Source organism: Salinarimonas chemoclinalis, from assembly GCF_041514305.1.
GTDB classification, from domain to species: Bacteria; Pseudomonadota; Alphaproteobacteria; order Rhizobiales; family Beijerinckiaceae; genus Salinarimonas; species Salinarimonas chemoclinalis.
Map to the genome: position 1 here is coordinate 127,951 of NZ_JBGMWH010000003.1, position 24,491 is coordinate 152,441.

22 protein-coding genes are annotated in these 24,491 nt (G+C 72.4%); 14 read left to right on the forward strand and 8 right to left on the reverse strand.

The window, feature by feature from the left end; genetic code table 11:
* Nucleotides 1–134 precede the first annotated feature (134 nt).
* The gene (locus AB9M23_RS07810) at nucleotides 135–1,031 is read left to right on the forward strand and encodes a hypothetical protein (RefSeq protein ID WP_372423957.1); all 897 of its coding nucleotides are present in this window, start codon (nucleotides 135–137) and stop codon (nucleotides 1,029–1,031) included.
* A 90-nt stretch (nucleotides 1,032–1,121) separates the two neighbouring features.
* On the forward strand, nucleotides 1,122–1,739 hold the full coding sequence (locus tag AB9M23_RS07815; protein WP_372423958.1) for a hypothetical protein: 618 nt from the start codon (nucleotides 1,122–1,124) through the stop codon (nucleotides 1,737–1,739).
* Nucleotides 1,740–1,777: 38 nt separating this feature from the next.
* Here AB9M23_RS07815 and AB9M23_RS07820 read toward each other — a convergent pair whose 3' ends face one another.
* The gene (locus AB9M23_RS07820) at nucleotides 1,778–2,380 is read right to left on the reverse strand and encodes a gamma-glutamylcyclotransferase (RefSeq protein WP_372423959.1); all 603 of its coding nucleotides are present in this window, start codon (nucleotides 2,378–2,380) and stop codon (nucleotides 1,778–1,780) included.
* A gap of 176 nt (nucleotides 2,381–2,556) precedes the next feature.
* Between AB9M23_RS07820 and AB9M23_RS07825 the strand changes: the two genes are divergently transcribed.
* Nucleotides 2,557–3,648, forward strand: a complete 1,092-nt coding sequence (locus tag AB9M23_RS07825; RefSeq protein ID WP_372423960.1) for a DUF2125 domain-containing protein — start codon at nucleotides 2,557–2,559, stop codon at nucleotides 3,646–3,648.
* Nucleotides 3,649–3,671: 23 nt separating this feature from the next.
* On the opposite strand, the gene AB9M23_RS07830 is transcribed toward AB9M23_RS07825, so the two are convergent.
* From AB9M23_RS07830 to AB9M23_RS07840, 3 genes are all read right to left on the reverse strand, one after another.
* The gene (locus AB9M23_RS07830; protein WP_372423961.1) at nucleotides 3,672–4,211 is read right to left on the reverse strand and encodes a hypothetical protein; all 540 of its coding nucleotides are present in this window, start codon (nucleotides 4,209–4,211) and stop codon (nucleotides 3,672–3,674) included.
* A 114-nt stretch (nucleotides 4,212–4,325) separates the two neighbouring features.
* On the reverse strand, nucleotides 4,326–4,778 hold the full coding sequence (locus AB9M23_RS07835) for a hypothetical protein (RefSeq protein WP_372423962.1): 453 nt from the start codon (nucleotides 4,776–4,778) through the stop codon (nucleotides 4,326–4,328).
* Nucleotides 4,779–4,792: 14 nt separating this feature from the next.
* Nucleotides 4,793–5,917: a helix-turn-helix transcriptional regulator gene (locus tag AB9M23_RS07840; protein ID WP_372423963.1), complete on the reverse strand. Its 1,125-nt coding sequence runs from the start codon at nucleotides 5,915–5,917 to the stop codon at nucleotides 4,793–4,795.
* A gap of 555 nt (nucleotides 5,918–6,472) precedes the next feature.
* Between AB9M23_RS07840 and AB9M23_RS07845 the strand changes: the two genes are divergently transcribed.
* From AB9M23_RS07845 to AB9M23_RS07890, 10 genes are all read left to right on the forward strand, one after another.
* Nucleotides 6,473–7,783, forward strand: a complete 1,311-nt coding sequence (locus AB9M23_RS07845; RefSeq protein WP_372423964.1) for an MHYT domain-containing protein — start codon at nucleotides 6,473–6,475, stop codon at nucleotides 7,781–7,783.
* A 167-nt stretch (nucleotides 7,784–7,950) separates the two neighbouring features.
* Nucleotides 7,951–8,817 carry an FAD binding domain-containing protein gene (locus tag AB9M23_RS07850; protein ID WP_372423965.1) on the forward strand — a complete coding sequence of 289 codons (867 nt, stop codon included), beginning with the start codon at nucleotides 7,951–7,953 and terminating at the stop codon, nucleotides 8,815–8,817.
* A gap of 11 nt (nucleotides 8,818–8,828) precedes the next feature.
* Nucleotides 8,829–9,329 (forward strand): (2Fe-2S)-binding protein, encoded by a 501-nt coding sequence (locus AB9M23_RS07855; protein ID WP_372423966.1) that lies wholly within the window; start codon nucleotides 8,829–8,831, stop codon nucleotides 9,327–9,329.
* Complete coding sequence (locus tag AB9M23_RS07860; RefSeq protein WP_372423967.1) at nucleotides 9,326–11,743, forward strand: aerobic carbon-monoxide dehydrogenase large subunit; 2,418 nt, start codon at nucleotides 9,326–9,328, stop codon at nucleotides 11,741–11,743. The genes AB9M23_RS07855 and AB9M23_RS07860 overlap by 4 nt, the downstream gene beginning before the upstream one ends.
* 255 nt (nucleotides 11,744–11,998) lie before the next feature.
* Nucleotides 11,999–12,874: an AAA family ATPase gene (locus AB9M23_RS07865; protein ID WP_372423968.1), complete on the forward strand. Its 876-nt coding sequence runs from the start codon at nucleotides 11,999–12,001 to the stop codon at nucleotides 12,872–12,874.
* On the forward strand, nucleotides 12,871–14,073 hold the full coding sequence (locus AB9M23_RS07870; RefSeq protein WP_372423969.1) for a vWA domain-containing protein: 1,203 nt from the start codon (nucleotides 12,871–12,873) through the stop codon (nucleotides 14,071–14,073). Before AB9M23_RS07865 ends, AB9M23_RS07870 begins: the two co-directional genes overlap by 4 nt.
* A gap of 20 nt (nucleotides 14,074–14,093) precedes the next feature.
* On the forward strand, nucleotides 14,094–14,912 hold the full coding sequence (locus AB9M23_RS07875; protein ID WP_372423970.1) for an XdhC family protein: 819 nt from the start codon (nucleotides 14,094–14,096) through the stop codon (nucleotides 14,910–14,912).
* Between the two features lie 41 nt (nucleotides 14,913–14,953).
* Nucleotides 14,954–15,526 carry an SRPBCC family protein gene (locus AB9M23_RS07880; protein WP_372423971.1) on the forward strand — a complete coding sequence of 191 codons (573 nt, stop codon included), beginning with the start codon at nucleotides 14,954–14,956 and terminating at the stop codon, nucleotides 15,524–15,526.
* A gap of 234 nt (nucleotides 15,527–15,760) precedes the next feature.
* On the forward strand, nucleotides 15,761–17,371 hold the full coding sequence (locus AB9M23_RS07885) for an amidohydrolase (protein WP_372423972.1): 1,611 nt from the start codon (nucleotides 15,761–15,763) through the stop codon (nucleotides 17,369–17,371).
* An 8-nt stretch (nucleotides 17,372–17,379) separates the two neighbouring features.
* Entirely contained in the window at nucleotides 17,380–18,168 is a 789-nt protein-coding gene (locus AB9M23_RS07890) for a TrmH family RNA methyltransferase (RefSeq protein ID WP_372423973.1), read from the forward strand.
* 29 nt (nucleotides 18,169–18,197) lie between these two features.
* On the opposite strand, the gene AB9M23_RS07895 is transcribed toward AB9M23_RS07890, so the two are convergent.
* Nucleotides 18,198–18,359 (reverse strand): hypothetical protein, encoded by a 162-nt coding sequence (locus AB9M23_RS07895; RefSeq protein ID WP_372423974.1) that lies wholly within the window; start codon nucleotides 18,357–18,359, stop codon nucleotides 18,198–18,200.
* A gap of 449 nt (nucleotides 18,360–18,808) precedes the next feature.
* Between AB9M23_RS07895 and AB9M23_RS07900 the strand changes: the two genes are divergently transcribed.
* Nucleotides 18,809–20,290, forward strand: a complete 1,482-nt coding sequence (locus AB9M23_RS07900; RefSeq protein ID WP_372423975.1) for a methyl-accepting chemotaxis protein — start codon at nucleotides 18,809–18,811, stop codon at nucleotides 20,288–20,290.
* Nucleotides 20,291–20,472: 182 nt separating this feature from the next.
* Here the strand turns inward: AB9M23_RS07900 and AB9M23_RS07905 are convergent, their stop codons facing one another.
* From AB9M23_RS07905 to AB9M23_RS07915, 3 genes are all read right to left on the reverse strand, one after another.
* Nucleotides 20,473–20,988, reverse strand: a complete 516-nt coding sequence (locus AB9M23_RS07905; RefSeq protein WP_372423976.1) for a hypothetical protein — start codon at nucleotides 20,986–20,988, stop codon at nucleotides 20,473–20,475.
* Nucleotides 20,985–22,088, reverse strand: a complete 1,104-nt coding sequence (locus AB9M23_RS07910; RefSeq protein ID WP_372423977.1) for a DNA adenine methylase — start codon at nucleotides 22,086–22,088, stop codon at nucleotides 20,985–20,987. Before AB9M23_RS07910 ends, AB9M23_RS07905 begins: the two co-directional genes overlap by 4 nt.
* Nucleotides 22,089–22,217: 129 nt before the next feature.
* On the reverse strand, nucleotides 22,218–24,461 hold the full coding sequence (locus AB9M23_RS07915) for an outer membrane protein assembly factor BamB family protein (RefSeq protein WP_372423978.1): 2,244 nt from the start codon (nucleotides 24,459–24,461) through the stop codon (nucleotides 22,218–22,220).
* Nucleotides 24,462–24,491: the final 30 nt, after the last annotated feature.

Consider the following 24,491-nt stretch of genomic DNA (forward strand, 5'->3'; position numbering starts at 1 on the left):
CGCGCCGCCCGCGGCGCGACGAGGGCGCTGCAACGATGGATTCACGCTCCCGCGCGAAAGCCGGGCGCTGGTAACCGCCCGTTCGCGGCCGCGGGCCGAGGCTCGCGCCGGACGAACGGGAGGACGGCGGGATCATGCGCGCGGCGCGGCGATATCGCGAGGCGGAGTTCATCGAGCTCGGGGCGGAGTGGGACGAGGACGCCCCCGCCGCGGCCGATCGCGGGCTCGCGCGCGGGCTCTCCGGCCTGCTGACGGCGCTCGCCGGCGTCGGGCTGCTGGCGCTCGCGGTGGCGCCCCCGCCTCCGGCGATCGAGGACGGACCCCGCGACATCGGCGATCTCCTCGCCCGCCCCGACCCGGTCCTCACCGCGCCGCCCCCGGCCTGGCGGGAGCTCGAGACGCCGCAGATCGTGCTCGGCCTCGACGCGCCGGGCATCGGCGGCCTCGCCTCGCGCCACGCGGCGCGCGTCCACGACGGCGGCGCGCGGGAGGACGCCCTCGTCTTCGGCGGCTTCGCCGAAGGCGGCACGCATCTGCGCCTCACCCTGCATCGGGCCGCCCCCGGCGCCGCCCTCGAGCCGCCGCGCGCCTTCTTCGTCGAGGCGGCCCTCGCGGCGGCCGAGGCGGGCCTCGCCATCGCGACCAGCGGCCAGCCCGTCGCGGTGGCGACCGGATTCGGCGTGCTGGAGGCGGCGCCGCTCGTCCTGGAGAACGGCCCGGTGCGCGCCTGCCTCGCCTTCCGCGGCGGCGACGGCCCGCGGCTCTCCGGCTGGCTGTGTGCCGAGGAGGCGACGCCGGCACGGCTCGCCTGCCTCGTCGAGGGCCTGGTGCTGCTCGATCCCGGCGGCGACGCGGCCCTCGCGGAGGCGTTCGCGCGGACCGCGGCTGCGCGTGCGCCGAGCGGCTGCGCGGAGCCCGTCGATCCCGGCACGGTGGCGGCGATCGCCGCCGGCCCGCCGGCGGGCGCCCCCGCGCCGGTCACGGTCCCCGCGCCGCCCCCGCGCCCGACGCGGCTCGGCGCATCGTCCTGAAGCCCGGTTCGGCCGCAACGCGCCGTCCCGTCCGCCATGCGTCGCGCAATCGCGGTTGACGCGGACCGCAGACGGGCCTATCTAGAACGCATGAGGAACATTCACGGCCTGTTCTGGAGAGACGCCCTGCGGGGCCTGAGAGGCGTCGGTGCCGTCGGCTCCGGCGGCGGTGCCGCGGTCGCGGCGGTGGCGGACGCGGGCGTGCGCGAGGAACCACTCCGGGCCGTCGCCGGCCTCGCGGGCGGTGCGGGGCTCTCCGCCTGGCGGGGGCGCTCGGGGCGTCGCGTCGTGGTGGCGGTCCATGCGATCGGCACCGTCGATCCCGCCGACCTCGACGGCGCCGTCGCCCTCGCGGTCGCCCGGCCCGAGGGCGGGCGGGCCGACGTGCGGGCGACGACGACCGCGGACGCGCTCGCCGGCGAAGGCCGGCGGCGCGCCTGGCTGGAGCGGGCGGCCGCCCGCGGCGCGACCGAGGTCCATCTCCACCGCCTGGCGGAGACCGCCGAGGCACGCCGCGCCGTGGCCGCGGATCTCGGCCTGCGGCGCTCGCCTGCGGGCACGGCTGCGAGCACGGGCGGGGGCGGGCCCGCGGGCGGTCGCCGCGGCGGGTCGAGGTCGTGCGGGATGCAGGGACCTGCGCGCGTGCGCGCGCAGCGCGAGGCGAAGCGGGACCAGACGGGGCCGAGCCGGCGCGGCACGCGGCGCTGAGCCGGCGCGGGGTGGAGGTGGCTCGGGGCGCAGGCCGCTCAGCCCGTGCGCGATGCCGCCGCGGGAGACACCGGATGCGGCGTGCGCGAGGCCTCCTCGGCGAGCGCCGCGGCGAGCCGCGCGAGGTGCGGGTCGTGCACGCCGAGCTCGACGAGGTGCACCGCGGTCGAGATCACGTAGTCCGGGTTCGCGCCCGACTGCCCGACGCCGCCGCGCACGATGTGGAGGGTCTCCTCGTGGTCGAGCCGCCCGGCATATTGCAGGTGCGCGCGGTCGACCACGTAGGTGAGCGCCGTCACGAGCCGCCCGTCCGCCAATCGCGCCGCGAGCCGACGCTCGAGGTAGACCGCCGTCGCCTGCTCGCGGGCTCGCAGGTAGGCGATGGTCTCCGGCGCCCGCCCCGCCTCGACCCGGAAGGCGACACCGCGGCACGAGCCGCCGCGGTCGAGGCCGAGCACGAGGCCGGGCCGCTCCGGCGTGCCGCGATGCACGTGAGAATAGACGCACAGCGAGCGGTGGAAGCCGCGGACCCGGGCCGCGTGGCGCTCCACGAACGGGAAGCCCGGCCGCCACATCAGCGAGCCGTAGCCGAATACCCAGAGGTCGACGTCCTCGCTCGGCTCCATCCGCGTCTCGCCCATCGTCGCCATCTCGCCCGCGCCGCCCGAGGCCTACGCGCGGGCGGGCCGCGACGCAACCGTGAGCGCCGCGCCGCGGCGACGCGGCATTTGCCGCCTTCCCGTATTTCCGCTACCACCCGCCGCGCCCGATCCGCCGCAGGCCGGCACGACGGGCGAGCCTCGAGGAGCGTTCCACGATGACGACACCGGATCGGCCCGAGCGGACGCGGCTGCCCCGCAGGGGCTCGCGCGTGTGGCTGTTCACGCCCTTCGTCCTGCTCGCCCTCGTCGTCGTCGCCTGGAGCGCCGCCTGGTTCGTCATCCGCGACCGGGTCGCCGACGAGCTCGATGCGCGACTCGCCGAGCAGGCGGCGCTGGGCCGCGCCTGGACCTGCGCGGACCGCGGCATCGGCGGCTTCCCGTTCCGTATCGAGATCTCCTGCTCCCGGCTCGCCCTCGACACCGACGTCGGCCTCGCCCTCGAGCTCGGCCCGGCCCGCGCGCTGGCGCAGGTCTACCAGCCGCGTCACGTGATCGTGAACCTGGCGGGGCCGCTCTCGGCACGCTCGCCGCAGGGTGCGATCGAGGCCGAATGGACGCTGCTCGAGGCCTCCGTGCGCAATCTCGGCCGGGGTACCGAGCAGCTCGCCTTCGTCGTCGACGGTCCGCGCGCCCGGGTCGCGGCGGCGGCGCTGCCGGCGCCCGTCGCCGCGCGGGCCGAGCGGGCCGAGCTCTATCTCCGCCCGAGCCCCGGCGCGACCCGCCGCGAGGGGCCGATCGACGCCGTCCTGCGCGCGACCGCGCTCGAGGCGCCCGGCCTCGCGGACGTCCTGCCCGCGGTAGCGGCGGGACCGACCGACATCGAGGCGCAGATGCGCCTCCACGCGCCGGCGGCGCTCGCCCGGGCCGGGGGAGATCCGCGCGCCGCCGGCCGGGCCTGGCGCGAGGCCGGCGGGCGGGTCGAGATCGGCGTCGTGTCGCTCGAGACCGCCGCGGCGGCGCTGCGGATCACCGGCGAGTTCGCGCTCGACGCGCTGGACCGACCGGAAGGGCGCATCGAGGCCTCCGGCCGCGGCCTCGGGCCGATCGCCCAGGCGGCGCTCGGCGGGCGCGGCGACTTCATGACGGACGCGATCGTCGCGGCGCTCGGCGGCGGATCGCCAGCCCCCGTCGCGCCCGGCGAGGAAGCCCCGCCGCTCGTCCCGCTCCCGCCCTTGCGCATCACGGAGGGCCGCGTCTTCGTGGGCCCGATCCCGGTGCCGCGGATGGCCGTGCCGCCGCTGTTCTGAGCACTCCCGGCGGACGCGCGCGCTCAGGGCTCGGCGATGGTGAAGGGCAGGCTGATCGTCCCCGCCTCGTCCGAGGCGATGTCGCGCGTGCGGTACTCGAGCACGTAATCGCCGGGGCGGATCCCGTCCAGCGTGAGGGTCAGCGTGAGCATGAACTCGCGATTGCGCGCGCGGCTCTCCAGAGCGAGCCTCTGGAAGTTCTCGCGCCCGCCCACGATCGTGCCGTCCGGCGTCTTGATCAGGAGGTCGACGTCGAACCCGAAGCGGAAGCGCCCGTCCCCGATCTCCTCCCACGCGTAGCCCACCGGCTCGGCGTAGACCACGAGCGGCTCGCCCGGGGCGAAGACGTTCGTCTCCCGTGCCGTGTAGACGCCGTAGCCCTGGGGTGCGTCCGCGACGAAGGTGGTGGTGCGGAACCCGAGCGGGACGTCCTGCCACACGGCCACGAGCGCGGCCTCGGCCTTCGCCAGGTCGTCGAGGGTCGCGGCCTTCGCCCAGGGGAGGGAGGCGAGGAGGAGGAGCGCTGCGGCGGCGGCGCGGCGAAGCGAGATCGATGTCGGCATGGTGGAGCCCCGGGGTCCTCTGGTCATTCGCGCCAGCATAGCCGCCGCGGCCGCGCTTCACACGTCGGAAGCACACGTCGCGCTTCCACGGAGGTGCCGCGGACATGTCCCAGTCTAGGTCTCCGACGAGTCGCTCTCGAGCAGCCGTGCCAGGGCGGCCCGGCTCGCCTTGATGTCCTGCTCGACGTCGGCGAGGAACCTGTCGGTGGCGTCGATCCGCTGGGCGACCGGCCGAATGCCGCCGGCGGACAGCGCATGGAGCTGCGCCGTGACGATCGCGAGGTCGGAGGCCATGTCCTTGAGCAGGTACGCCGCGTTCTCGAAGGGGATGACGCGGACCACCGGCGGACTTTCGGCCCCGGTGCCGCCCGCATCGACCTGCAGCGACCATTCCAGCATGGGCACGAGGACGGGATCGGCCGTTTCGGTCATGCCGATGCCGGCCAGCAGCGCGAAGCCCGAGCGGCTGACGACGTCCGCACCCAGGATCACGTCGCTGAACACCTCGACGTGGCCCGGGAGCTCCACTGGTTCGTCGTACTGCCGTGTCGCATCGTCGTCGGGCACATCCGTCTCCTCCTTCAGCGCGACGGCTCGCCCACGGCGCTGCCCCTTTGTCGCGGCGCCCGTGAGAGGTTCGTCTTGAACCGCGCGGCCCGGCTCGGTCGTGCGGCGTCGGCTATGCCGGGCAGCACGGCCAGCGCGTGATCGAACAATTCGGAGGAATGCACGACTGCGAACACACCCGGCTCCGGACTCGAGGTCCGTGTGCCGACACGGCCGCCGGAGGAAATCAACACCGTACGGGAGCCGGCGTTGGGGCCGGACGTCAGAGAAGCCTGGGCTGCCCGAATGCGCTTCAGCATGGCCGCGAGTTCGTCGCCCGAGCCCGGGCCCATGTCCGTCCGCGGTTCTCTCACGCGCTCGCGCATCTCGACACCGACGATCGACCCGCGCCCACCGCTCTGGGCAGAGCCGGCGACCGAAGGTGCCGCGGCCCCCGAGATGCGCGCTTCCTCCCCGACGTACATCTCCACCGCGTCCCGCACGGCGACGACACCGGACGGCGACGACGGATGGTCCTCCGCCACGGCTTCGCCTCGGCTCGCATGCAGCACTCGCTCCGCATCCGGCAGCGTCACGAGGCAGCGGCTGCCGTGCATCTCGCGGCGAAGCAGCCCGGCCGCTTCCATCATCTCCAGGATGCGCGTCGTGTTCGATTGGCCGGTGCCGAGGCGTGCGCGAATGTCCTCTCTGTCGACGGGACGGCCGGGGCGCTCGCGCAGCATGGCGAGCACCTCCGGGACGTGCTTGCGGCGGATCACCGCCTCCGCCGAGCGCGCCTCGGCGAAATGGAGTGAAACGGAGAACAGGTCGGCGACCGCACGGACGCGCTCCGCCAGTGCCTCGTAAGGATCCAGCTCGCTCTCGCCGGCGACGCGAGCGGGCTCCGAAGGCCCCGCCTCCCGCGGCGACGACGCCTCCATCTGCGCGGCGAGGGCCTGGCACACGCCGTGCCAGCGGATCAGCTCGTCCTCGCTCCTGCCGGCGCGCGCCGCACGCCAGCCGCACTCCATCAGCGCTTCGTAGGCGTCCTCCCGGGCGTCGAGGTCCGGATCGGTGGCGAGCGCGCAAAGAGTATCGAAGGCCGCGTCCGGCGGTACGGCGCCTTCACGTATTCGATCGATGGTCGCGCTCGCGCTCATGCCCCACCCTTGTCATGCGTTCGTTGCTAATCGACCAACGTATTGCACTTCATTTCGGTTCAGTCCAGCGCTCCGTTACCCCGGATAGACGGCGATCGTCGACACCTGCGCAACGCCGCGATCCCTGGGCCGGCGCGTGTCGACGACCCAACCGAGGCGGCCGACCTGCGGCGGCAAGCACTGCTGCACGACGAAGCTGCGGGTGCCGTGCCGCCGGCTCATCTCCTCGGCCGTCGCTCGGTGGCCATCGAGAGCGGCATCGTCGCCGAGGGAGGGAACCAGGACGAGATCGATCCACCAGGATGCGCATCAGAACGAGGCGCGGCGGCTCGGGCTCGCCGACGACCGCGGCGTGCACCTTCGCGAGAGCCTCCACGCGCCGCATCCAGTCTCCAGCATCGAGTTCCTCGAACGACATCCCTGCCCCCCTGAGCTTCGGGATCACTGCCATCGCAATTTGAGCAGCGCAAGCCGCCGCATTGCCCGGGGAGCCGTTTCGCGGCATCGTGCCGAAATCCGGTAATCGGACGTCGGCACGCACACGAGGAGGGACGGATGAATGCCGGAGCGACCTCGTTCGCCCTCACCCAGACCCTCTCGCACACCCTCTCCCACGACCCCTGGCTCGTGGCGCTCTCCATCCTCGTCGCGATGCAGGGGGCCTATGTCGGGCTCGCGCTGGCGGGGCGGGTGGCGGCGGCGGAGGGGGTGCGGCGGCGGGTTCTCCTCGTCGGCGCGTCGGCGACGCTGGCGGTGGGCATCTGGTCGATGCACTTCATCGGGCTCCTCGCCGCGCGGCTGCCGGTGGGGGTGGACTACCTCGTCGCGCCCACCGTGTTCTCGCTCCTCGTCTGCGTGATGGTGGTGGGCGCGGGCATGCTGCTCGCGGCGACGGAGCTGCCGCTCGCCGTGCGGGTCGGCGCGGGCGGGCTCGGCATGGGGGCGGGCATCGCCTCGATGCACTACATCGGCATGGGCGCGCTCGCCGGGGCGATGACGATGAGCCACGCGACGGGCCACGTCGTCCTCTCGCTCGCGCTCGCCGTCGCCGCCTCGACGGCGGCGCTGTGGCTGTGCTTCGAGGCACCGCGCCAGACGCTGTGGGCGTCCGCGATCGCCATGGGCCTCGCCGTCTCCGGGATGCACTACACCGCCATGGCCGGCATGACGCTCCACGCCGCGCCCGCGGCGGCGCCCTCGCAATTCGCCTCGAGCCTCTCGCCGGACGGGCTCGCGCTCACGGTGGCGCTCGTCGCCTTCGCCGTCTCCGGCGCGTTCCTCGCGACGCTGACCCCCGAGCGCTCCGGGCGCGCGGTGCCCGCCGCACCGGTCGCAGACGCCGCGGCCGACGCGCCGGCCCCCGCCGCAGCGCGCGAGCCGCCGGTCGTGGACGCGGCCGCCGCGCAAGCCTCCGTCGCGGGCACGACGGAGCCCGCCACGGCACGCGAGAGCGCCGGCCGCGCCGTCCCCCACGGCGGCGTCGGCGGTCCACCGCGCCGGCCGGCGCGGACCCTCACGGTCGAGCGCAACGGCACGCCGCTCGCGCTCCCCGTCGGCGCGATTCGGTGCGTGCGCGCCAACGCGCACTACACCTACGTCCGCGACGGCGAGCACGAGTACTTCTGCGGGCTGTCCATCGGCGAGGCGGAGGCGGCGCTCGACGCCGCGCGCTTCCTGCGCATCCACCGCAGCCACGTGGTCAACCTCGATCACGTCGTCGCCGTGCGCCGGGCGGGCGACAACGGCGTGGCGTTGCTCGACGACGGCCGCGGCCTGCCCGTCGCCCGCGGCCGCCTCGCCGCCCTGAGGCGGCGCTTCGAAGCCGAGCAGCAGGCGCGGACGCGACCGTTGGATGCGGCGGAATAGGTCAGCCGGCCTGACGCAGTTCGTGCATGCCGCGCCGCGTTTCGTGCAGGAGCCGCGGTTCTCGTGCAGCAGCGATTGCCGCACCCCCCTCCTCTCTGGACCCTTTCGAGAAAGACGAGCCCAAGCTCGCAATTTAGGGTTGGAGCACTCGAGGAGGAGGATCCGGCGTGATACCCGCCAATTTCGCCTATCACAGCCCGAGCACCGTGCAGGAGGCCGTCGCACTCCTGGCCGAGCTCGGCGACGAGGCCCGGGCGCTGGCCGGCGGCCACAGCCTCATCCCGATGATGAAGCTGCGGCTCTCCGCCCCCGAGGCGCTCGTCGACCTCTCCCGCATCGCCGCGCTCAAGGGCGTGCGCGAGGAGGGCGCGGAGATCGTCATCGGCGCGATGACGACCCAGCACCAGCTCCTCCAGGATCCGATCCTGGCGGCGAAGCTGCCGCTGATTCCGGAGACCTCCGCGGTCATCGCGGACCCGCAGATCCGCTATCGCGGCACGCTCGGCGGCAACGTGGCCAACGGCGATCCCGGTAACGACATGCCCGCCGTGATGATGACGCTCGACGCCACCTACGTGCTCGCCGGCCCGAACGGCGAGCGGTCGGTGCAGGCGCGGGAGTTCTACCAGGGCGCCTACTTCACCGCCGCCGAGGACGGCGAGATTCTCACGACCGTGCGGGTCCCCACCCCGCCGGCCGGCGCCGGCTTCGCCTACGAGAAGCTCAAGCGCAAGGTCGGCGACTACGCCACGGCCGCCGCCGCCGTGCAGCTGACGATGTCGGCCGGCACCGTGGCGACGATCACGATCGGCCTCACCAACGTCTCCGAGACGCCGCTCTTGGCCGAAGACGCGATGGCGATCCTCGCCGGATCGCGCCTCGAGCCGGAGATCGTCGACCGGGCGGTGAAGGCGGCCGAGGCCATCACCAACCCCGCCTCCGACGGGCGCGGTCCCGCGGAGTACCGCACCGCCATGGCCGGCGTGATGCTGCGCCGGGCGCTCGCCCGCGCCGCCGCGCGCGCGCAAGGTTGAGGGGGGAGACCATGTCCAAGGTCCACATCGAGCTGACCGTGAACGGGAAGACGCACGAGGCGCTGGTCGAGCCGCGCACGCTGCTCATCCACTACCTGCGCGAGGATCTCGGCCTCACCGGCGCGCATATCGGCTGCGAGACCGGCCATTGCGGCGCCTGCACGGTCGACATCGACGGGATGTCGGTGAAGTCCTGCACCATGTTCGCCGCCCAGGCGAACGGTGCCGACATCCTGACGATCGAGGGCGTCGCCGCCCCCGACGGCACGCTCCACGCCCTCCAGGAGGGCTTTCGCGAGATGCACGGCCTCCAGTGCGGCTACTGCACGCCCGGCATGATCGTGCGCGCGCATCGCCTGCTGCAGGAGAACCCGCGCCCGACGGAAGCGGAGATCCGCGCCGGCATCTCCGGCAACCTGTGCCGCTGCACCGGCTACCAGAACATCGTCAAGTCCATTCAGTACGCCGCCGCGAAGCTCGCGGGCGAGCCCTTCAAGGAGGCCGCCGAATGAACGACATGACCCCTCCCACCCCCGAGGAGCGCGAGGCCAGGCTGCAGGGCATGGGCTGCAAGAGGAAGCGCGTCGAGGACGTGCGCTTCACGCAAGGGCGCGGCCAGTACGTCGACGACCTGAAGCTGCCCGGCATGCTGTTCGGCGACTTCGTGCGCTCGACCTACGCGCATGCGCGCATCAGGAAGATCGACGCATCGAAGGCGCTGGCGATGCCGGGCGTCAAGGCGGTGCTCACGGCGGCCGACCTCAAGCCGCTCAACCTGCACTACATGCCGACGCTGGCCGGCGACGTGCAGGCGGTGCTCGCCGACGAGAAGGTGCTGTTCCAGGGCCAGGAGATCGCCTTCGTGATCGCCGAGGACCGCTACGTCGCCGCCGACGCCATCGAGCTCGTCGAGGTGGAGTACGAGGAGCTCGCCCCGCTGGTCGACCCGTTCCAGGCGATGGCGGACGACGCGCCGCTGCTACGCGAGGACATCAAGGACAAGCTGGTCGGCGCCCACGGCCCCCGCAAGCACCACAACCACATCTTCGAGTGGAAGATCGGCGACGAGGCCGGCACGAACGCCGCCTTCGAGACGGCCGACGTCACCATCAAGGAGATGCTGTCCTACCACCGCACCCATCCCTCGCCGCTCGAGACCTGCCAGTGCGTGGCCTCGATGGACAAGATCCGCGGCGAGCTGACGCTCTGGGGCACGTTCCAGGCCCCGCACGTCATCCGCACGGTGGCCTCCATGCTCGCGGGCATTCCCGAGCACAAGGTGCACGTCATCGCCCCCGACATCGGCGGCGGCTTCGGCAACAAGGTCGGCGCCTATCCGGGCTACATCTGCGCGGTCGTGGCTTCGATCGTGCTCGGCGTCCCGGTGAAGTGGGTCGAGGATCGGATGGAGAACCTCTCCGCCACCTCCTTCGCCCGCGACTACCACATGACGACCGAGCTCGCGGCGACGAAGGACGGCACCATCACCGCCATGCGCGTCCACGTGCTCGCCGACCACGGCGCCTTCGACGCCTGCGCCGACCCGTCGAAGTGGCCGGCCGGGTTCATGAACATCTGCACGGGCTCCTACGACATCCCGGTGGCGCATCTCGCGGTCGACGGCGTCTACACCAACAAGGCGCCCGGGGGCGTCGCCTATCGCTGCTCGTTCCGCGTCACCGAGGCGGTCTACGCCATCGAGCGCGCGATCGAGATCCTCGCCCAGAAGCTCGGCATGGATTCGGCCGAGCTCAGGATGAAGAACTTCATCAAGGCGGAGCAATTCCCCTACAACTCGGCGCTCGGCTGGGAATACGATTCGGGCGACTACCACACCGCCATGAGGAAGGCGCTCGATGCGGTGGGCTACGATTCGCTTCGCGCCGAGCAGCGCGAGAAGCGCGCGGCGTTCGCGCGCGGCGAGACCCGCGAGATCATGGGCGTCGGCCTGTCCTTCTTCACCGAGATCGTCGGCGCCGGCCCGACCCGCAACTGCGACATCCTCGGCATCGGCATGTTCGATTCCGCCGAGATCCGCATCCATCCGACCGGCGGCGTGATCGCGCGGATGGGCACGAAGAGCCAGGGCCAGGGCCACGAGACCACCTACGCGCAGATCATCGCGACCGAGCTCGGAATCCCCGCCGACGACATCATGATCGAGGAGGGCAACACCGACACGGCGCCCTACGGGCTCGGCACCTACGGCTCGCGCTCGACGCCGGTCGCCGGCGCCGCCACCGCGGTCGCCGCGCGCAAGATCAAGGCGAAGGCGCAGATGATCGCGGCGCACATGCTGGAAGTGCACCACGACGACGTCGAGTTCGACATCGACGGCTTCCGCCTGAAGGGATCGCCCGAGAGCCGCAAGTCGATGAAGGAGATCGTCTGGGCGGCCTACAACCAGCCCCCGCCGAACATGGAGCCCGGCCTCGAGGCGGTGTCCTACTACGACCCGCCGAACATGACCTACCCCTTCGGGGCCTATGTCTGCGTGATGGACATCGACGTCGATACCGGCGTGTACAAGGTCCGGCGTTTCTACGCGCTCGACGATTGCGGCACCCGGATCAACCCGATGATCATCGAGGGCCAGGTGCACGGCGGCCTCACCGAGGCCTTCGCGGTCGCGATGGGCCAGGAGATCCGCTACGACGAGCAGGGCAACGTGATGGGCGCGTCCTTCATGGACTTCTTCCTGCCCACCGCGGTGGAGACCCCGGTCTGGGAGACGGACCACACCGTCACCCCCTCGCCGCACCATCCGATCGGCGCCAAGGGCGTGGGCGAGAGCCCGCACGTCGGCGGCGTGCCGTGCTTCTCGAACGCGGTGAACGACGCGTTCGCGTTCCTGGGCTCGACCCACATCCAGATGCCGCACGACCATTGGCGCATCTGGAAGGCGGCGCGCGCGCTGGGGGCGTGATCGGAGGCTGAAGGAGCGAGGCGCGGATGGAGGCTCTCCCCTCTCCCTCGTGGAGAGGGGCCGGGGGTGTGGGGCGTGCAGGACTGTCACCGCCCTGGATGCAGGCCTGCACGACCCGTCCGCCGACCCTCGCGCGGGTGAGCCTCGCCCGACGCCCCACACCCCTAGCCCCTCTCCACGAGGGAGAGGGGAATACCGGCGCGGCCGTCACGAACGGGCGCGCGAGCCCCGTGACCGTTTTCGAGGACAGTGCCCTTGACCGCCCCCCTCGACCGCGACGCCATCGCCCAGCGCCTCGTAGCCACCGGCTACGTGCCCGATCGCGATCTCGCGGTGGCGCTCGCGCTGATGCAGCGGCTCTCGCGCCCGCTGCTGCTCGAGGGCGAGGCGGGCGTCGGCAAGACCGAGATCGCCAAGGCGCTGGCCGAGATCCACCGTACCCGGCTGATCCGGCTGCAATGCTGGGAGGGGCTCGACCGGGCGGCGGCGCTCTACGAATGGAACTACCAGCGACAGCTCCTCGCCATCAAGGCGCGGGAGGGACACGACGCGAAGGCCGTCGAGGCCGAGATCTTCTCGGAGGCCTACCTGCTCGAGCGCCCGCTGCTCGCCGCCATCCGCCAGGAGACGGCGCCGGTCCTGCTCATCGACGAGATCGACCGGGCGGACGAGGAGTTCGAGGCCTTCCTGCTCGAGCTCCTGTCCGACTTCCAGGTCTCGATCCCCGAGCTCGGCACCATCCGGGCGACCAGCGTCCCGCACGTGATCCTCACCTCGAACGCCACGCGCGAACTCTCCGACGCGCTCAGGCGGCGCTGCCTCTACCACTATGTCGACTATCCCGAGCCCGACCGGGAGGCGCGCATCCTGCTCGCCCGCCTGCCCGGCATCGACGCGGCGCTCGCCACGCAGGTCGCGCGCTTCGTGGCGAAGCTGCGCAAGGAGGACCTCGTCAAGGTTCCCGGCGTCGCCGAATCGCTCGACTTCGCCGCGAGTCTCGTCGGCCTCGGCGACCTGCGCGACGACCCGGAGGCCGTCCACGACGCGCTGGTCGCGCTCCTCAAGACCCGCGAGGACCGCGTGCGGCTCGCGCCGGCCGTCGTCGCGCGGCTGGTGGAGGCGAGCGCGTGAATCCCGCCGCGGCGAGCCCCGGGACCGACGTCGCCGCCGCCGTGCGCGCGCGGCTCGCCGGCTTCGTGCGCAGCCTGCGGATGAACGGCTTCCCCGTCGGCCTCGCGGAGAGCCGCGACGCACTCGCCATCCTCGCCGCCGCCGACCTGTCCCGCCCGTCCGCCCTGATGCCGGCATTGCGGACGCTCTTCGCCTCGCGGCCCTCGGACTGGGAGCGCTTCCCCGAGATCTTTCGCGCCTATTGGAGCGCCCGGCGCGCGGGCGTTCGGATGACCACGTCGGGCGCCTCCCGCAAGGGCGGCCTCGACATCCGCTCCTGGCCCGGCCCCGACGCGACGCGCGGCGAGGAGGGTGCGCCTGATCGCGTCACCCGGTCGGAGGCGGACGACCATGCGCCCGAAACCGAGGACGAGGCGGGCAGCCGGCGCGCCGGCGGCTCGCGCATCGAGAGCCTCGCGCAGACCGACTTCCGTCACCTGACCGACCCCGCCGAGATCGAGGCGGCGCACGCGCTCGCCGAGCGCCTCGCCCGGCGCATGCGTGCGCGGCTCGTGCGCCGCGAACGCGTCGCGCGGAAGGGCCCGCGGCTCGACCTGCGCCGCACGCTGGCGCGCGCCGTCGAGCGCGGCGGCGAGCCGCTCGACCTCGTGCGCCGGCGCCCGCGCAGGAAGCCGCTGAAGCTCGTGATCCTGCTCGACGCGTCTGGCTCGATGAGCGTCTATTCCGCCACCTTCGTGCGCTTCATGCACGGCGTGCTCGCCGGCTTCGCGCGGGCCGACGCCTTCGTCTTCCATACGCGCCTGATCCAGGTCTCGCAGGCCCTGAGCGAGCGCGACCCGGTCCGCGCCGCCGAGCGCTTCGCGCTGCTCGCGCAGGGCTTCGGCGGCGGCACGAAGATCGGGGCCGCGCTCGAGACCTTCAACCGGGCCCATGCGCGCCGCACGCTGACCTCCCGGACGGCGGTGATGATCGTGTCGGACGGCTACGACACCGGCGAGCCGGAGGTGCTCTCCCGCGAGATGGCGCGGCTGCGTCGGCGGGCGCGCCGCGTGATCTGGCTCAACCCGATGCTCGGCTGGCGCGACTACGCGCCGGCCGCCCGCGGCATGCGCGCGGCGCTGCCGCACGTCGACCTCTTCGCCCCCGCCCACGACCTCGCGAGCCTCGCGGCACTCGAGCCGGAGCTCGCCCGGCTGTGAACGCGCCTGTGAAGGACACCATGACCGATCCCCACGACGTCCACGCCCTCGTCGCCGCCATGCGGGCGAAGGCGGAGCCCTTCGCGGTCGCGACCGTGGTGCGGACCGTCGCGCTCACCGCGGCCAAGGCGGGCGCCAAGGCGATCATCCGCGCCGACGGCACCATCACCGGCGGCTGGATCGGCGGCGGCTGCGCCCGCGGCGCGGTGCTGCGCACGGCGCGCCAGGTGATCGCCGACGGCGAGGCGCGGCTCGTCTCCGTCCAGCCGGAGGAGCTCCTCGCCGACCTCGGGGTCGCCCCCGGCGACGAGCGCGACGGCGTGCGCTTCGCCGCCAACCGCTGCCCCTCCAAGGGCACGATGGACGTCTTCGTCGAGGCGGTGCTGCCGCGCGCCCAGCTCGTGATCTGCGGGTCGACGCCGGTGGCCGAGGCTCTGTGCGACCTCGGCCGGCGGATGGGGTACGAGACCGTCGTCCACGCGCCGCAGGGCGATCTCGAGGCCTTCGGCGCGGCCGACCGCGCCGTCCCCGGCTGGGGCATCGCCACCGAGGCGGCGCAGACGCGCTTCGTCGTGGTGGCGACGCAGGGCGCTGGCGATGCGGCGGCGCTCGGCGCGGCGCTCGCCAGCGACGCGGGCTACGTCGCCTTCGTCGGCTCGCGGCTCAAGGCGGCGGCGCTGCGCGCGGAGCTGATCGGCGCGGGGCTTCCGGAGGCCTCCTTCGAGCGGCTGCACGCCCCGGCGGGGCTCGACATCGGCGCGATTACGCCCGAAGAAATAGCGCTGTCGATCCTCGCCGAGATCACCGTCCTGCGCCGGCGCGGACAGCGCGGGGCGTGAGGACGAATCCCGAGAAGACGGACACGAGGAAGGAAGACGCCATGGACATGACCGACAGCCAGCGGATCGCCGCCCCCCGGGAGACGGTCTGGGCCGCGCTGAACGATCCCGAGGTGCTCCAGCAGTGCATCCCGGGGTGCGAGACGATCGAGAAGACCTCCGACACCGAGATGACGGCGAAGGTGACGCTCAAGATCGGCCCGGTGAAGGCGACCTTCAACGGCAAGGTCACGCTCTCCGACCTCGATCCGCCCAACGGCTACGTGATCTCCGGCGAGGGCGCCGGCGGCGCCGCCGGCCACGCCAAGGGCTCGGCCAAGGTCGACCTCGAAGCCGCGCAGGGCGAGGACGGCGCGGAGGAGACCATCCTGCACTACGACGTCAAGGCCCAGGTCGGCGGCAAGATCGCCCAGCTCGGCGGGCGCCTGATCGACGCGACTGCGAAGAAGCTCGCCGGCGAGTTCTTCACCAAGTTCGGCGAAGTCGTCGCCCCGCCCCCGCCGGACGAGGCGGGCGAGGCGATCTCCGGCACGAGCGGCGAGGACGCGCCCAAGAAGGGCTGGTTCTCCGGCGTGTTCGGCAAGAAGGGCAAGGAGGCGCCCGCCGCGGAGTGAGTGCCGCTCCCGCCCCATCGGGGCGGGGACGATCCGCGTCAGCGGATCAGGGGCGGGGTCCCCAGGTGGCACGTGCGTGATTTCGGCTGTCGCCGAAGCGCGCCTTCGGCGCACCCCCTCCGTCTCGTCGCCTGCGGCGCCGATCCACCTCCCCCGACGGGGGAGGAGCGGTTTCGGGTTCCCCGGGGCCGACGGACCGGCTACCTGTCGGGCGCGACGACCGGAGCCTCGCCCATGAACGCCCCTACACTCCTCCTCCTGAACGGCCGCGTCTTCGCCGGGCGTGCGGAGGGCGTGCACGAGGCGGTGGCGATCGCGGGCGACCGCGTCGCGGCCCTGGGCACGACCCGCGAGATCGCCGCGCTCGCGGGCGCCGGCACCCGCACGATCGATCTCGGCGGGCGGCTCGCGACGCCGGGTCTGATCGACGCGCACATGCACCTGCTGCCGCTCGGCCTGACCATGGTCGAGCTCGACCTCACGCCGCAGGCGGCAACCAGCCTCGACGCGCTCCTCGCCCGGGTGGCGGAGCGCGCGGCGGCGCTGCCGACGGGGGCGTGGCTGCTGGCGCGGGGCTGGGACCAGGGCCGCCTCGACGTCGGCCGCCCTCCGACCCGCGACGAGCTCGACCGGGCCGCGCCGGACAATCCGGCCTACGTCGTGCGCGCCTGCGGCCACGTCGCGATCTGCAACTCGGCGGCCCTGCGGCTCGCCGGCCTCGACGAGGCGAGCGTCGCGCCGCAGGGCGGGTTCATCGAGCGGGACGCCGCCGGCCGCCTCACCGGCCTCCTCGCCGAGACCGCGCGAGACCCCGTGCGCGCGGCGATGCCCGAGCCGTCGCGGGCCGAGCTGGTCGACGCCATCGAGCGCGCCGGGCGCGCCTGCCTGGCGCACGGCATCGTCGGGGTGATGGATGCGGCGGTGGGCATGCGCGCGGGGCTGGCGGAGCTTTCCGCCTACGACGCGGCGCACGACGCCGGCCGGCTGCCGGTGCGCGTCTCGCAATGCCTTCTGGGGGGCCCCGGCGGCATCGCCGAGGCGGCGTGGGAGGCCGGGTTCCGGCCCGGCCGCGGCGATGCGCGCCTGATGGCGAAGCAGGTCAAGATCTTCACCGACGGCAGCGCCGGCGGGCGCACCGCCGCGATGAGCGCACCCTATCGCGGCGTCCCCGAGACCCGCGGGCTCCTGTCGCTGACCGACGACGAGATGCGCGCCTACACGCGCCGTTACCACGATCAGGGCTGGCAGCTCGCCGTCCACGCCATCGGCGACGCCGCGATCGAGCAGACGCTCGACGCCATGGAGGCCGCCCTCGCGCACGCGCCCGATCCGGACCGGCGCCACCGCATCGAGCATTGCGGCTTCGCCCGCCCCGACCAGACGGCGCGGATGGCGCGGCTCGGGATCGAGCCCGTGCCGCAGCCGGTCTTCCTGCACGATTTCGGGGACCTCTACGTCGACGTGCTCGGCGAGGATCGCGCGCTCTCCTCCTACCCGACCCGCGGCTGGATCGAGGCGGGGCTCCACCCCGCCGCCTCCTCGGACGCGCCGGTCTGCGCGCTCGACCCGCTTCTGTCGCTCGCGGCCATGATGACACGGCGCACCCGCACGGGAGGGGTGATGGACGCGCGCGAGCGGGTCTCGCCCGAGACGGCGCTCGCCGCCTTCACCGAGTTCGGCGCCTGGGTCGAGAAGGCGGAGACGACGCGCGGGCGGCTCGCGCCGGGCATGCTCGCCGACGTCGCGGTGTTCGGGCACGATTTCCTCGCCGAGCCCGACGCCGTGCGCGAGACGCGCTGCGTCCTGACGATCCTCGACGGCGCGATCGTCCACGACGGGCGATGAGGGAGGCCGTGCGCGAGACCATCCCGATCGACGATCCCGACGACCCGCGTATCGCCGACTACCGCGCGATCCGCGAGAAGGATCTCGCCGGGCGCGCCGGCAAGTTCGTGGTCGAAGGGGAGGTGGCGCTGCGCATCGCGACGGGGCGCCGGCGCTTCGCCCTCGCCTCGGTTCTCCTGTCGCAGAAGCGCGCGGCGCTCGCCGCCGCGATCCCGGCGGATGTGCCGGTCCACGTCGCGCCCCAGCCGGTGCTGGAGGCGATCGCCGGCTTCCCGATCCACCGCGGCGTGCTGGCGGTCGGGCTGCGCGGGGAGCAGACCGACGCGGAGGCCCTGCTCGCCGGCCTGCCGCGGCGCGCCCTCGTCGTGGTGCTGATCGGGCTCACCAACCACGACAACGTCGGCGGGATCTTCCGCAACGCCGCCGCCTTCGGCGCCGACGCGGTGATCCTCGACGGCGAGACCTGCGATCCGCTCTATCGCAAGGCGATCCGCGTCTCGGCGGGCGGCGCGCTGCTCGTGCCCTTCGCCCGCGCCGGCGGGCCGCTGGAGACGCTCGCCACGCTGGACGCGGCGCGCTTCACGCCCCTCGCGCTCTCGCCGGGCGGGAAGGAGACGCTCGCCGGCCTCGCCCGCCCGGAGCGCACGGCGCTCGTGCTCGGTACCGAAGGCCCGGGTCTCCCCGACGCCGTCCTCGCCCGCGCGCGCACCCTGCGCATCCCCATGCGCGGCGGCTTCGACAGCCTCAACGTGGCGGTGACGAGCGGCATCGCGCTCGCGGCGCTGGCGGAGGCGTGAGCGCGGCGGCAGGGATGCCGACCGCGCGGTCACCGGATCGAGGAGAGCAGCGTGCGCATGCTCGCGAGCGCCTCGGAGCGGGTCACGCGCTCGAGGTTCGCGCGGAAGGCGTGCGCATTGGCCTCGATCTCGGTGGACAGGCCCTTGAGCTGCGTCAACGACGCGGCGATGGCGGTGGAGCGCGCACGCATCTGCGCCTCACGGGACTGATATGCAATCATAGGGAGATTCCTTGCTCGCGTTTCTTGCCTGTTTCGGCTTCGCCGCACCAGCCCTTGATCAGCGAACTCTCCAGCAATCGCCAGCCGAGATGCTTCCAGAACGAAGCAGTCGCCCCTCCTTCGGCACCGATTTGGCTCTACTTCTCGGCGAATACCGAGCCGGTGGCGATCCGATTAAGCGCCGTTTAACAACTCACGCGCTATGTCATGTGAATGCTCGACCATGCACTCGCCACCGTCGTCGACCGGATGCGCGAGTGGGTGGCGGAGCGTCGCCGCGATCGCCCGTGCGCCGCGCCCCCGTGGAGCCGGCGCCGCGCGGCCGCGAACGCCCGGTTCGCCGGCGAGACCTTCTTCCGCCTTTCCCTCGTGCGAGGCGCCGTTGCGGCGCGCCAGTGACGTTCCCGGAGACCAACCCGATGCTCGCCCTCAAGACCAGGCCCGCCCAGTCGTCGTCGCTCGGCGTCGACGCCCGCTTCGTCCTCGACGGCCTGCCCGACGCCGTGATGATCTGCGAGGTCCCGAGCTTCGAGATCGTCTACGCCAACGCCGCATCGCGAAAGCTCCTGCGCGACATCGCGCACGAGCTCGACATCGACGTCGAGCGGATCGTCGGTACGTCGATCGACGTGTTCCACAAGCGCCCGGAGCATCAGCGCGCGATGCTCTCCGACCCGAAGCGGCTGCCCCACACGGCCCACATCCGCCTCGGCAGCGAGCGCCTGTCGCTGCACATCGCGCCGGTGCTCGACGCGCGCGGGCGCTACACGCACGCGTCGCTCACCTGGAACGTCGTCACGAAGGTGCTCGAGAAGGAGGCCGAGACGCAGCGCCTCCTCCAGATGATCGACGAGATGCCGATCGCGGTGATGACCTGCGATCCCGTCGACTTCAAGATCAACTACCTCAACAAGACCAGCCGCGAGACCTTGAAGCGCATCGAGCAGCACCTGCCGATCAAGGTGGATACGATGCTCGGCTCGACCGTCGACGTGTTCCACAAGAACCCCAGCCACCAGCACGGCATCCTGCGCGACCCCTCGCGCCTGCCGATGAATTCCAACATTCGGGTCGGGCCGGAGACGCTCAACCTGAAGGTGACTGCGATCCGCGACGCGAACGGCTCCTATCTCGGCCCGATGGTCTCCTGGTCGATCATCTCCGACAGCGTGCGTCTCGCGAAGAGCGTGACGGAGGCGGTCGAGCAGATGTCGGGGTCGTCGAACGCCATGGCGCAGTCGGCGACGACCATGTCGGACATCGCCGACCGCGCGCAGGCGATGGCGGCCTCCGTGTCCGCCGCGACGGAGGAGCTCGCCGCGTCGATCGGCGAGATCGCCGAGCAGGTCTCGACGGCCTCCGGGCTCGCCCGGGACGCGACCTCGAAGGCGACGGGCGCGGACACGATGATCAAGCGCCTCGCCGAGGCCGCCGCCTCGATCGGCGGCATCACCGAGGTGATCCAGTCGATCGCCGCCCAGACCAACCTGCTCGCCCTCAACGCCACGATCGAGGCCGCCCGCGCCGGGGAAGCCGGACGCGGCTTCGCCGTCGTCGCCGCCGAGGTGAAGGCGCTCGCGACCCAGACCGCCAAGGCCACCGACGAGATCAAGGAGCGCATCGCCGGCATCCAGTCGATGACGGGCGAGACCGTCCAGGTGATCTCCGGCGTGCGCACGCAGATCGCGACGCTGAGCGAGACGTCCGACCAGATCGCGGCCGCGGTGGAGGAGCAGTCGGTGGCCGTGCGCGAGATCACCGCCAACATGACCGGCGTCTCCGACGCCGCCGCCGAGACCGGCCGCGCGGCGGGCACGGTGAGCCGCGTCTCCACCGATCTCGACGGCCAGACGGCGCAGCTCACCTCGGAGGTGCAGACCTACATCGAGCGCACGCGGTGAGGGGGGTGTTCTCGACGTCCGCGCCGGGATGCTCCCGGCTCGTCACAGCGCGGGCCGAGCCTTCCAGGTCGCGAGGTCCTCGACGAGCTGCTCGCGCATCTTCATCGTGTAGATCCGCGCGATCTTCCCGTCGTTCTGCCGGTCGACGATCTTGCGCAGATCCGACAGGCGCGCCTTCCAGGTCAGCCGTCGGTGATGAAGAGCAGGATCTGGTCGTGGCGCTTGATCTCGACGAGGGCCGCCTCGACGAAGTCCTCGAGCCCGCGTCCGCGCCGCTGGCCCTGGATCGCGGAGCCCCGGCCGGAGCGGAGGCGCTCGACGAGGATGTCGCTCCAGATCGGGCGGTAGTTCACGGTCTGCGCCATGGCGTCCGCGAGGCCGAGCCGCTCCAGGGCGTCGAGATAGGGGGCGCGATCGGCGGCGTAGCGTTTCGTGCCGATCCCACCCGGCCCGAGCTCCCGTCGCAGGAAGACCTCCATCTGGTCCTTCGAGAGCGCGAGGAAGAGCCGAAGCACCAGGATCCCGTCCTCGAAGCCCGCGTCGAGCAGAGCGGCGATATCGTCTCTGCCATAGGTCTCCTTCCGCGGAAGTGCCGAGAGCTTCGTGATGACGCGCGCAGCGACGTCGTCCATCCACGCGACGTCGAGAGGACTCAGCTCGGCGACGACGACGTCGATGTGCTGGTCGACCGGCTTCATCCACGCCCCACCAGGATATACTCCGTCACACGCGCGCGCTCGACGGAAGCGTGCGTGCCGAAATTATATCGATGTTGGCGTTCGAACAAATCGATCCTACGCTTGCGTCGCCGCAGGAGCCCTTCGAGGATGGCGAGGTCGGGATATCCGTTCGACGAGTAGGACAGGACGATCGTGCTCTTCGCGAAGCGGGCGAACAGGCGCTCGAACGCATCCACCGCTGTGCGGCGATAGCTGAACGGCGTGAAGCGCTTTTCGATCTTCTTGACCTTGGTGTCCTGCATGATCTCGAGGTCCTCCCAGTAGCAGGAGAGCCCCTCCAGGAAGTGGTAGCGCTTCACGTAGCAATTGTCGTCCGATCGCGGAACGTATGGTGGGTCCAGATAGACGAGGTCGACGCCTGGCGCATCCGTCTCGAAGACGTCTGCCTGGAAGGCACGGTTCGCCCGGCCGTTGTCGAACACCGCCGCATTGAAGACCGCGACCTGCTCGCGAAAATGCTCCTCCAGCGACAGGCGCAGGTCCCGGCGGCCGTCGTCGTAGCGGGCGAGATCGCCCGAGACTGTGAAGACGCCGCGCGGCTGCTTCTTCAGGCAGGAGCGGAACAGGGCCGCATAGGCGACCGCGCGCGCGTCCGGGTCGTCGAGACGCCGCAGGCCGGCCGAGGCGCGATCGAGGAAGACGCGGTCGTCCGCCGTGAAGAAGACGCCGTCGAAAGTGCGCGCGATGAAGTCGTCCGCGTCCGCGCGCGGCGACAGGATCGCGTCGACGTCCGCGCCGTCCAGCGTCCGGGTGGCGTTCGCGACCGTCGCCTGCGCCACGAGGGTCGTGAAGCCGAGGAAATCGCAGGCGGTCACCTGCCTGCCCATCGCCTTCATGAGATAGGCGACGCACCCGGTCCCGCAGAACGGATCGAGCGCCGTCTCGAAGTCGAGCGTGCTCAGCACGTCGTGAATCCAAGGGATCAGGCGGTGCTTCGAGCCCATGTAGCGGAGCTCGGGATAAGCCAGCGCGCGTAAGGGCACGCCGCCCGCCGGCACGACGTCCTCGACCGGGGTGCTGGGCGGAACGGCGAGGTCGTGGGAGTCGCGCAGCAGCATCGACGGCACCGGTACAGTGGGGTTCGGCGAAGACCCTAGCAGCGGGCGGCGCACTCGTGAACAAAGCAGGAATAGCCGTCCCCGGCTTTTTTCGCCCCGTCTGCGCCGCCTTCCCCGCGCCGCCCGTCGTCACTCCCCCAGCCGATACGCCACCAGCTGATCCGCCACCTGGTCCTTGAGGATCGGGTTGCCGCCGACCGCGAAGACCACGTAGTCGACGCCCTCGTGGGTGAACACCGCCGGAATCGAGACGGCCGGCGCGTGCACGCGGTCCGACCAGATCTCCTCGCCGGTGGCGGCGTCGAGCGCGCGGACGCGGGCGTCCATGGAGGCGCCGATGAAGACGACGCCGCCGGCGGTGACGACGGGGCCGCCGAGCGTCGGGGTGCCCCAGTCGCGCAGGCCGTAGAAGCCCCAGTACTGGCCCATGCCGAAGGGTACCTCCCAGAGGCGCTCGCCCGTGCGCAGGTCGACCGCCGTGAAGGTGCCGAAGGGCGGCTCCCAGCAGGGGATGCGCGCCCAGTTGCTCCAGTCGGTCAGCAGGAAGCCGTAGGGCGAGCCTTCCTGCGGGTAGTAGCCCTCCTCCGCGCCGGACTCGCCGGCGATGCGCTCGTACTCCTCCCGCGGGATCAGCTTGATCAGCTGCACGACGCGCATGGAATTGACGTAGAGGATGTTCGTGCGCGGATCGACGGCGACGCCGCCCCAGTTCGTCGCCCCGGCCGTGCCCGGGTACATCAGCGTTCCCTGCTCGGAGGGGGGCGTGAAGATGCCCTCGTAGCGGTACCGCTCGCGCTCGCGCGAGCATTGCCCGAGGCTCATCGCGTCGGCGAGCCACCAGACGTCCGGCAGGTCGAGCGCGTCGCCGAGCGGCGCGGGAACCGTCACGAAGGGCTGGGTCTCGACGGCGACCTCGCCCTGGGCGTCGCTCGCGGGCACCGCACGTTCGTCGACGGGGAAGAGCGGCTCGCCGGTGCGCCGGTCGAGGACGAACAGGAAGCCCTGCTTCGTCGCCTGGACGAGCGCGGGGATCGTCGCGCCGTCGCGCTCGATGTCGACGAGGGTGGGCGCAGACGGCGTGTCGTAGTCCCAGATGTCGTGGCGCACGTGCTGGAAGCTCCAGGCCACCTCGCCGGTCTCGAGGTCGATGGCGGTCACCGAGGTGGCGAGCGGGATCGGGTCGGTGCGATCGCCGCCCCAGTAGTTCGGGCTCGGCGAGGAGACCGGCGCGTAGACGAGGCCGAGTTCGGTATCCACCGACATCGCCGTCCAGATGTTGGCCGTTCCCGTGCGGGGGATCATCTCCTCGGGAATGAAGGCGGCCTCCCAGAGCAGCTCACCGGTGCGCGCGTCCACCGCGAGCAGGTTTCCGGGGGGCGCGACGCTGTATTCCCAATCCTTGCCCGCCCAGCCCAGCAGCAGGATGTCGCCGGCGACGGTGGGGGGCTGGAGCAGCGAGAACGGGAACTCGTCGTTGACCACGTTCCATTGGTTGACGTTCAGCACGCCGCCTTCGGCGAAGTCGGCGCAGGGGGTGCCCGTATCGGCGTCGACCGCGTGCAGGGTCGCGTCCATCGTGCCGATGTAGACGCGCTTCTCGCACGGCCCCTGCGCGCCGCTCTCCCAATAGCCGACGCCGCGGTTCTTCAGGGAGGGCTGCGTCAGCGCCTCCAGGGTGGAGCGCGTGTCGTAGCTCCAGATTTCCGACCCGGTCGCCGGGTCGAGCGCGATGATCCGGTAGAAGGGCGTGCCGAGATAGAGCGTCTCGTTGGCGTAGACCGGCGTCGCCGACCACACGGTGGCCGGCAGCTCCCCCGAGCCGTCGGAGACGTCGCCGGTGCGGTATTCCCACGCCCGCTCCAGCCGCCCGATGGTGTCGGGGGTGAAGCTCTCGACGTGGGCGAACTTGCGCGAGGCGAGGTCCCCGTGGAAGGAGCGCCAGGCGGGCTGCTCGGCGCGGGCCGCGTGGTCGGGAGCCGGGAGCGCGAGGAGCGATCCTGCGCCGAGGGAGGCGACGAGGCCCAGGCGCGTCAGGCGCGCCTTGGGGGAGGCGGGCACGGCGCGCACCACGAGGACCATGCCGAGCGCCAGGAGCATGGCCGCGACGAAGAGGTCCTGCATGAGGAACCAGGCGGCGAGCGCCGTGAGCAGCGCGCCGACGACCAGGAGCCCGTCGAGCGCCGCGAGCAGGCCCGGGCGCATCGGGACGAGGAGGGCGACGAGGGCGCCGGCCGCGACGGCGCCGGCACCGACGAGGGCGAGCAGCGCCCCGAGCGTCCCGTCGACGCCGGTATGGCTGCCGAAGTACGCGACGCCCGCGAGCGCGGCGCCGCACAGGGCGGGAACGAGTACGAGGGCGTAGCGGGTGCGCATCCGGTCCCCTTCCTGATGGAGGAAGCCGGG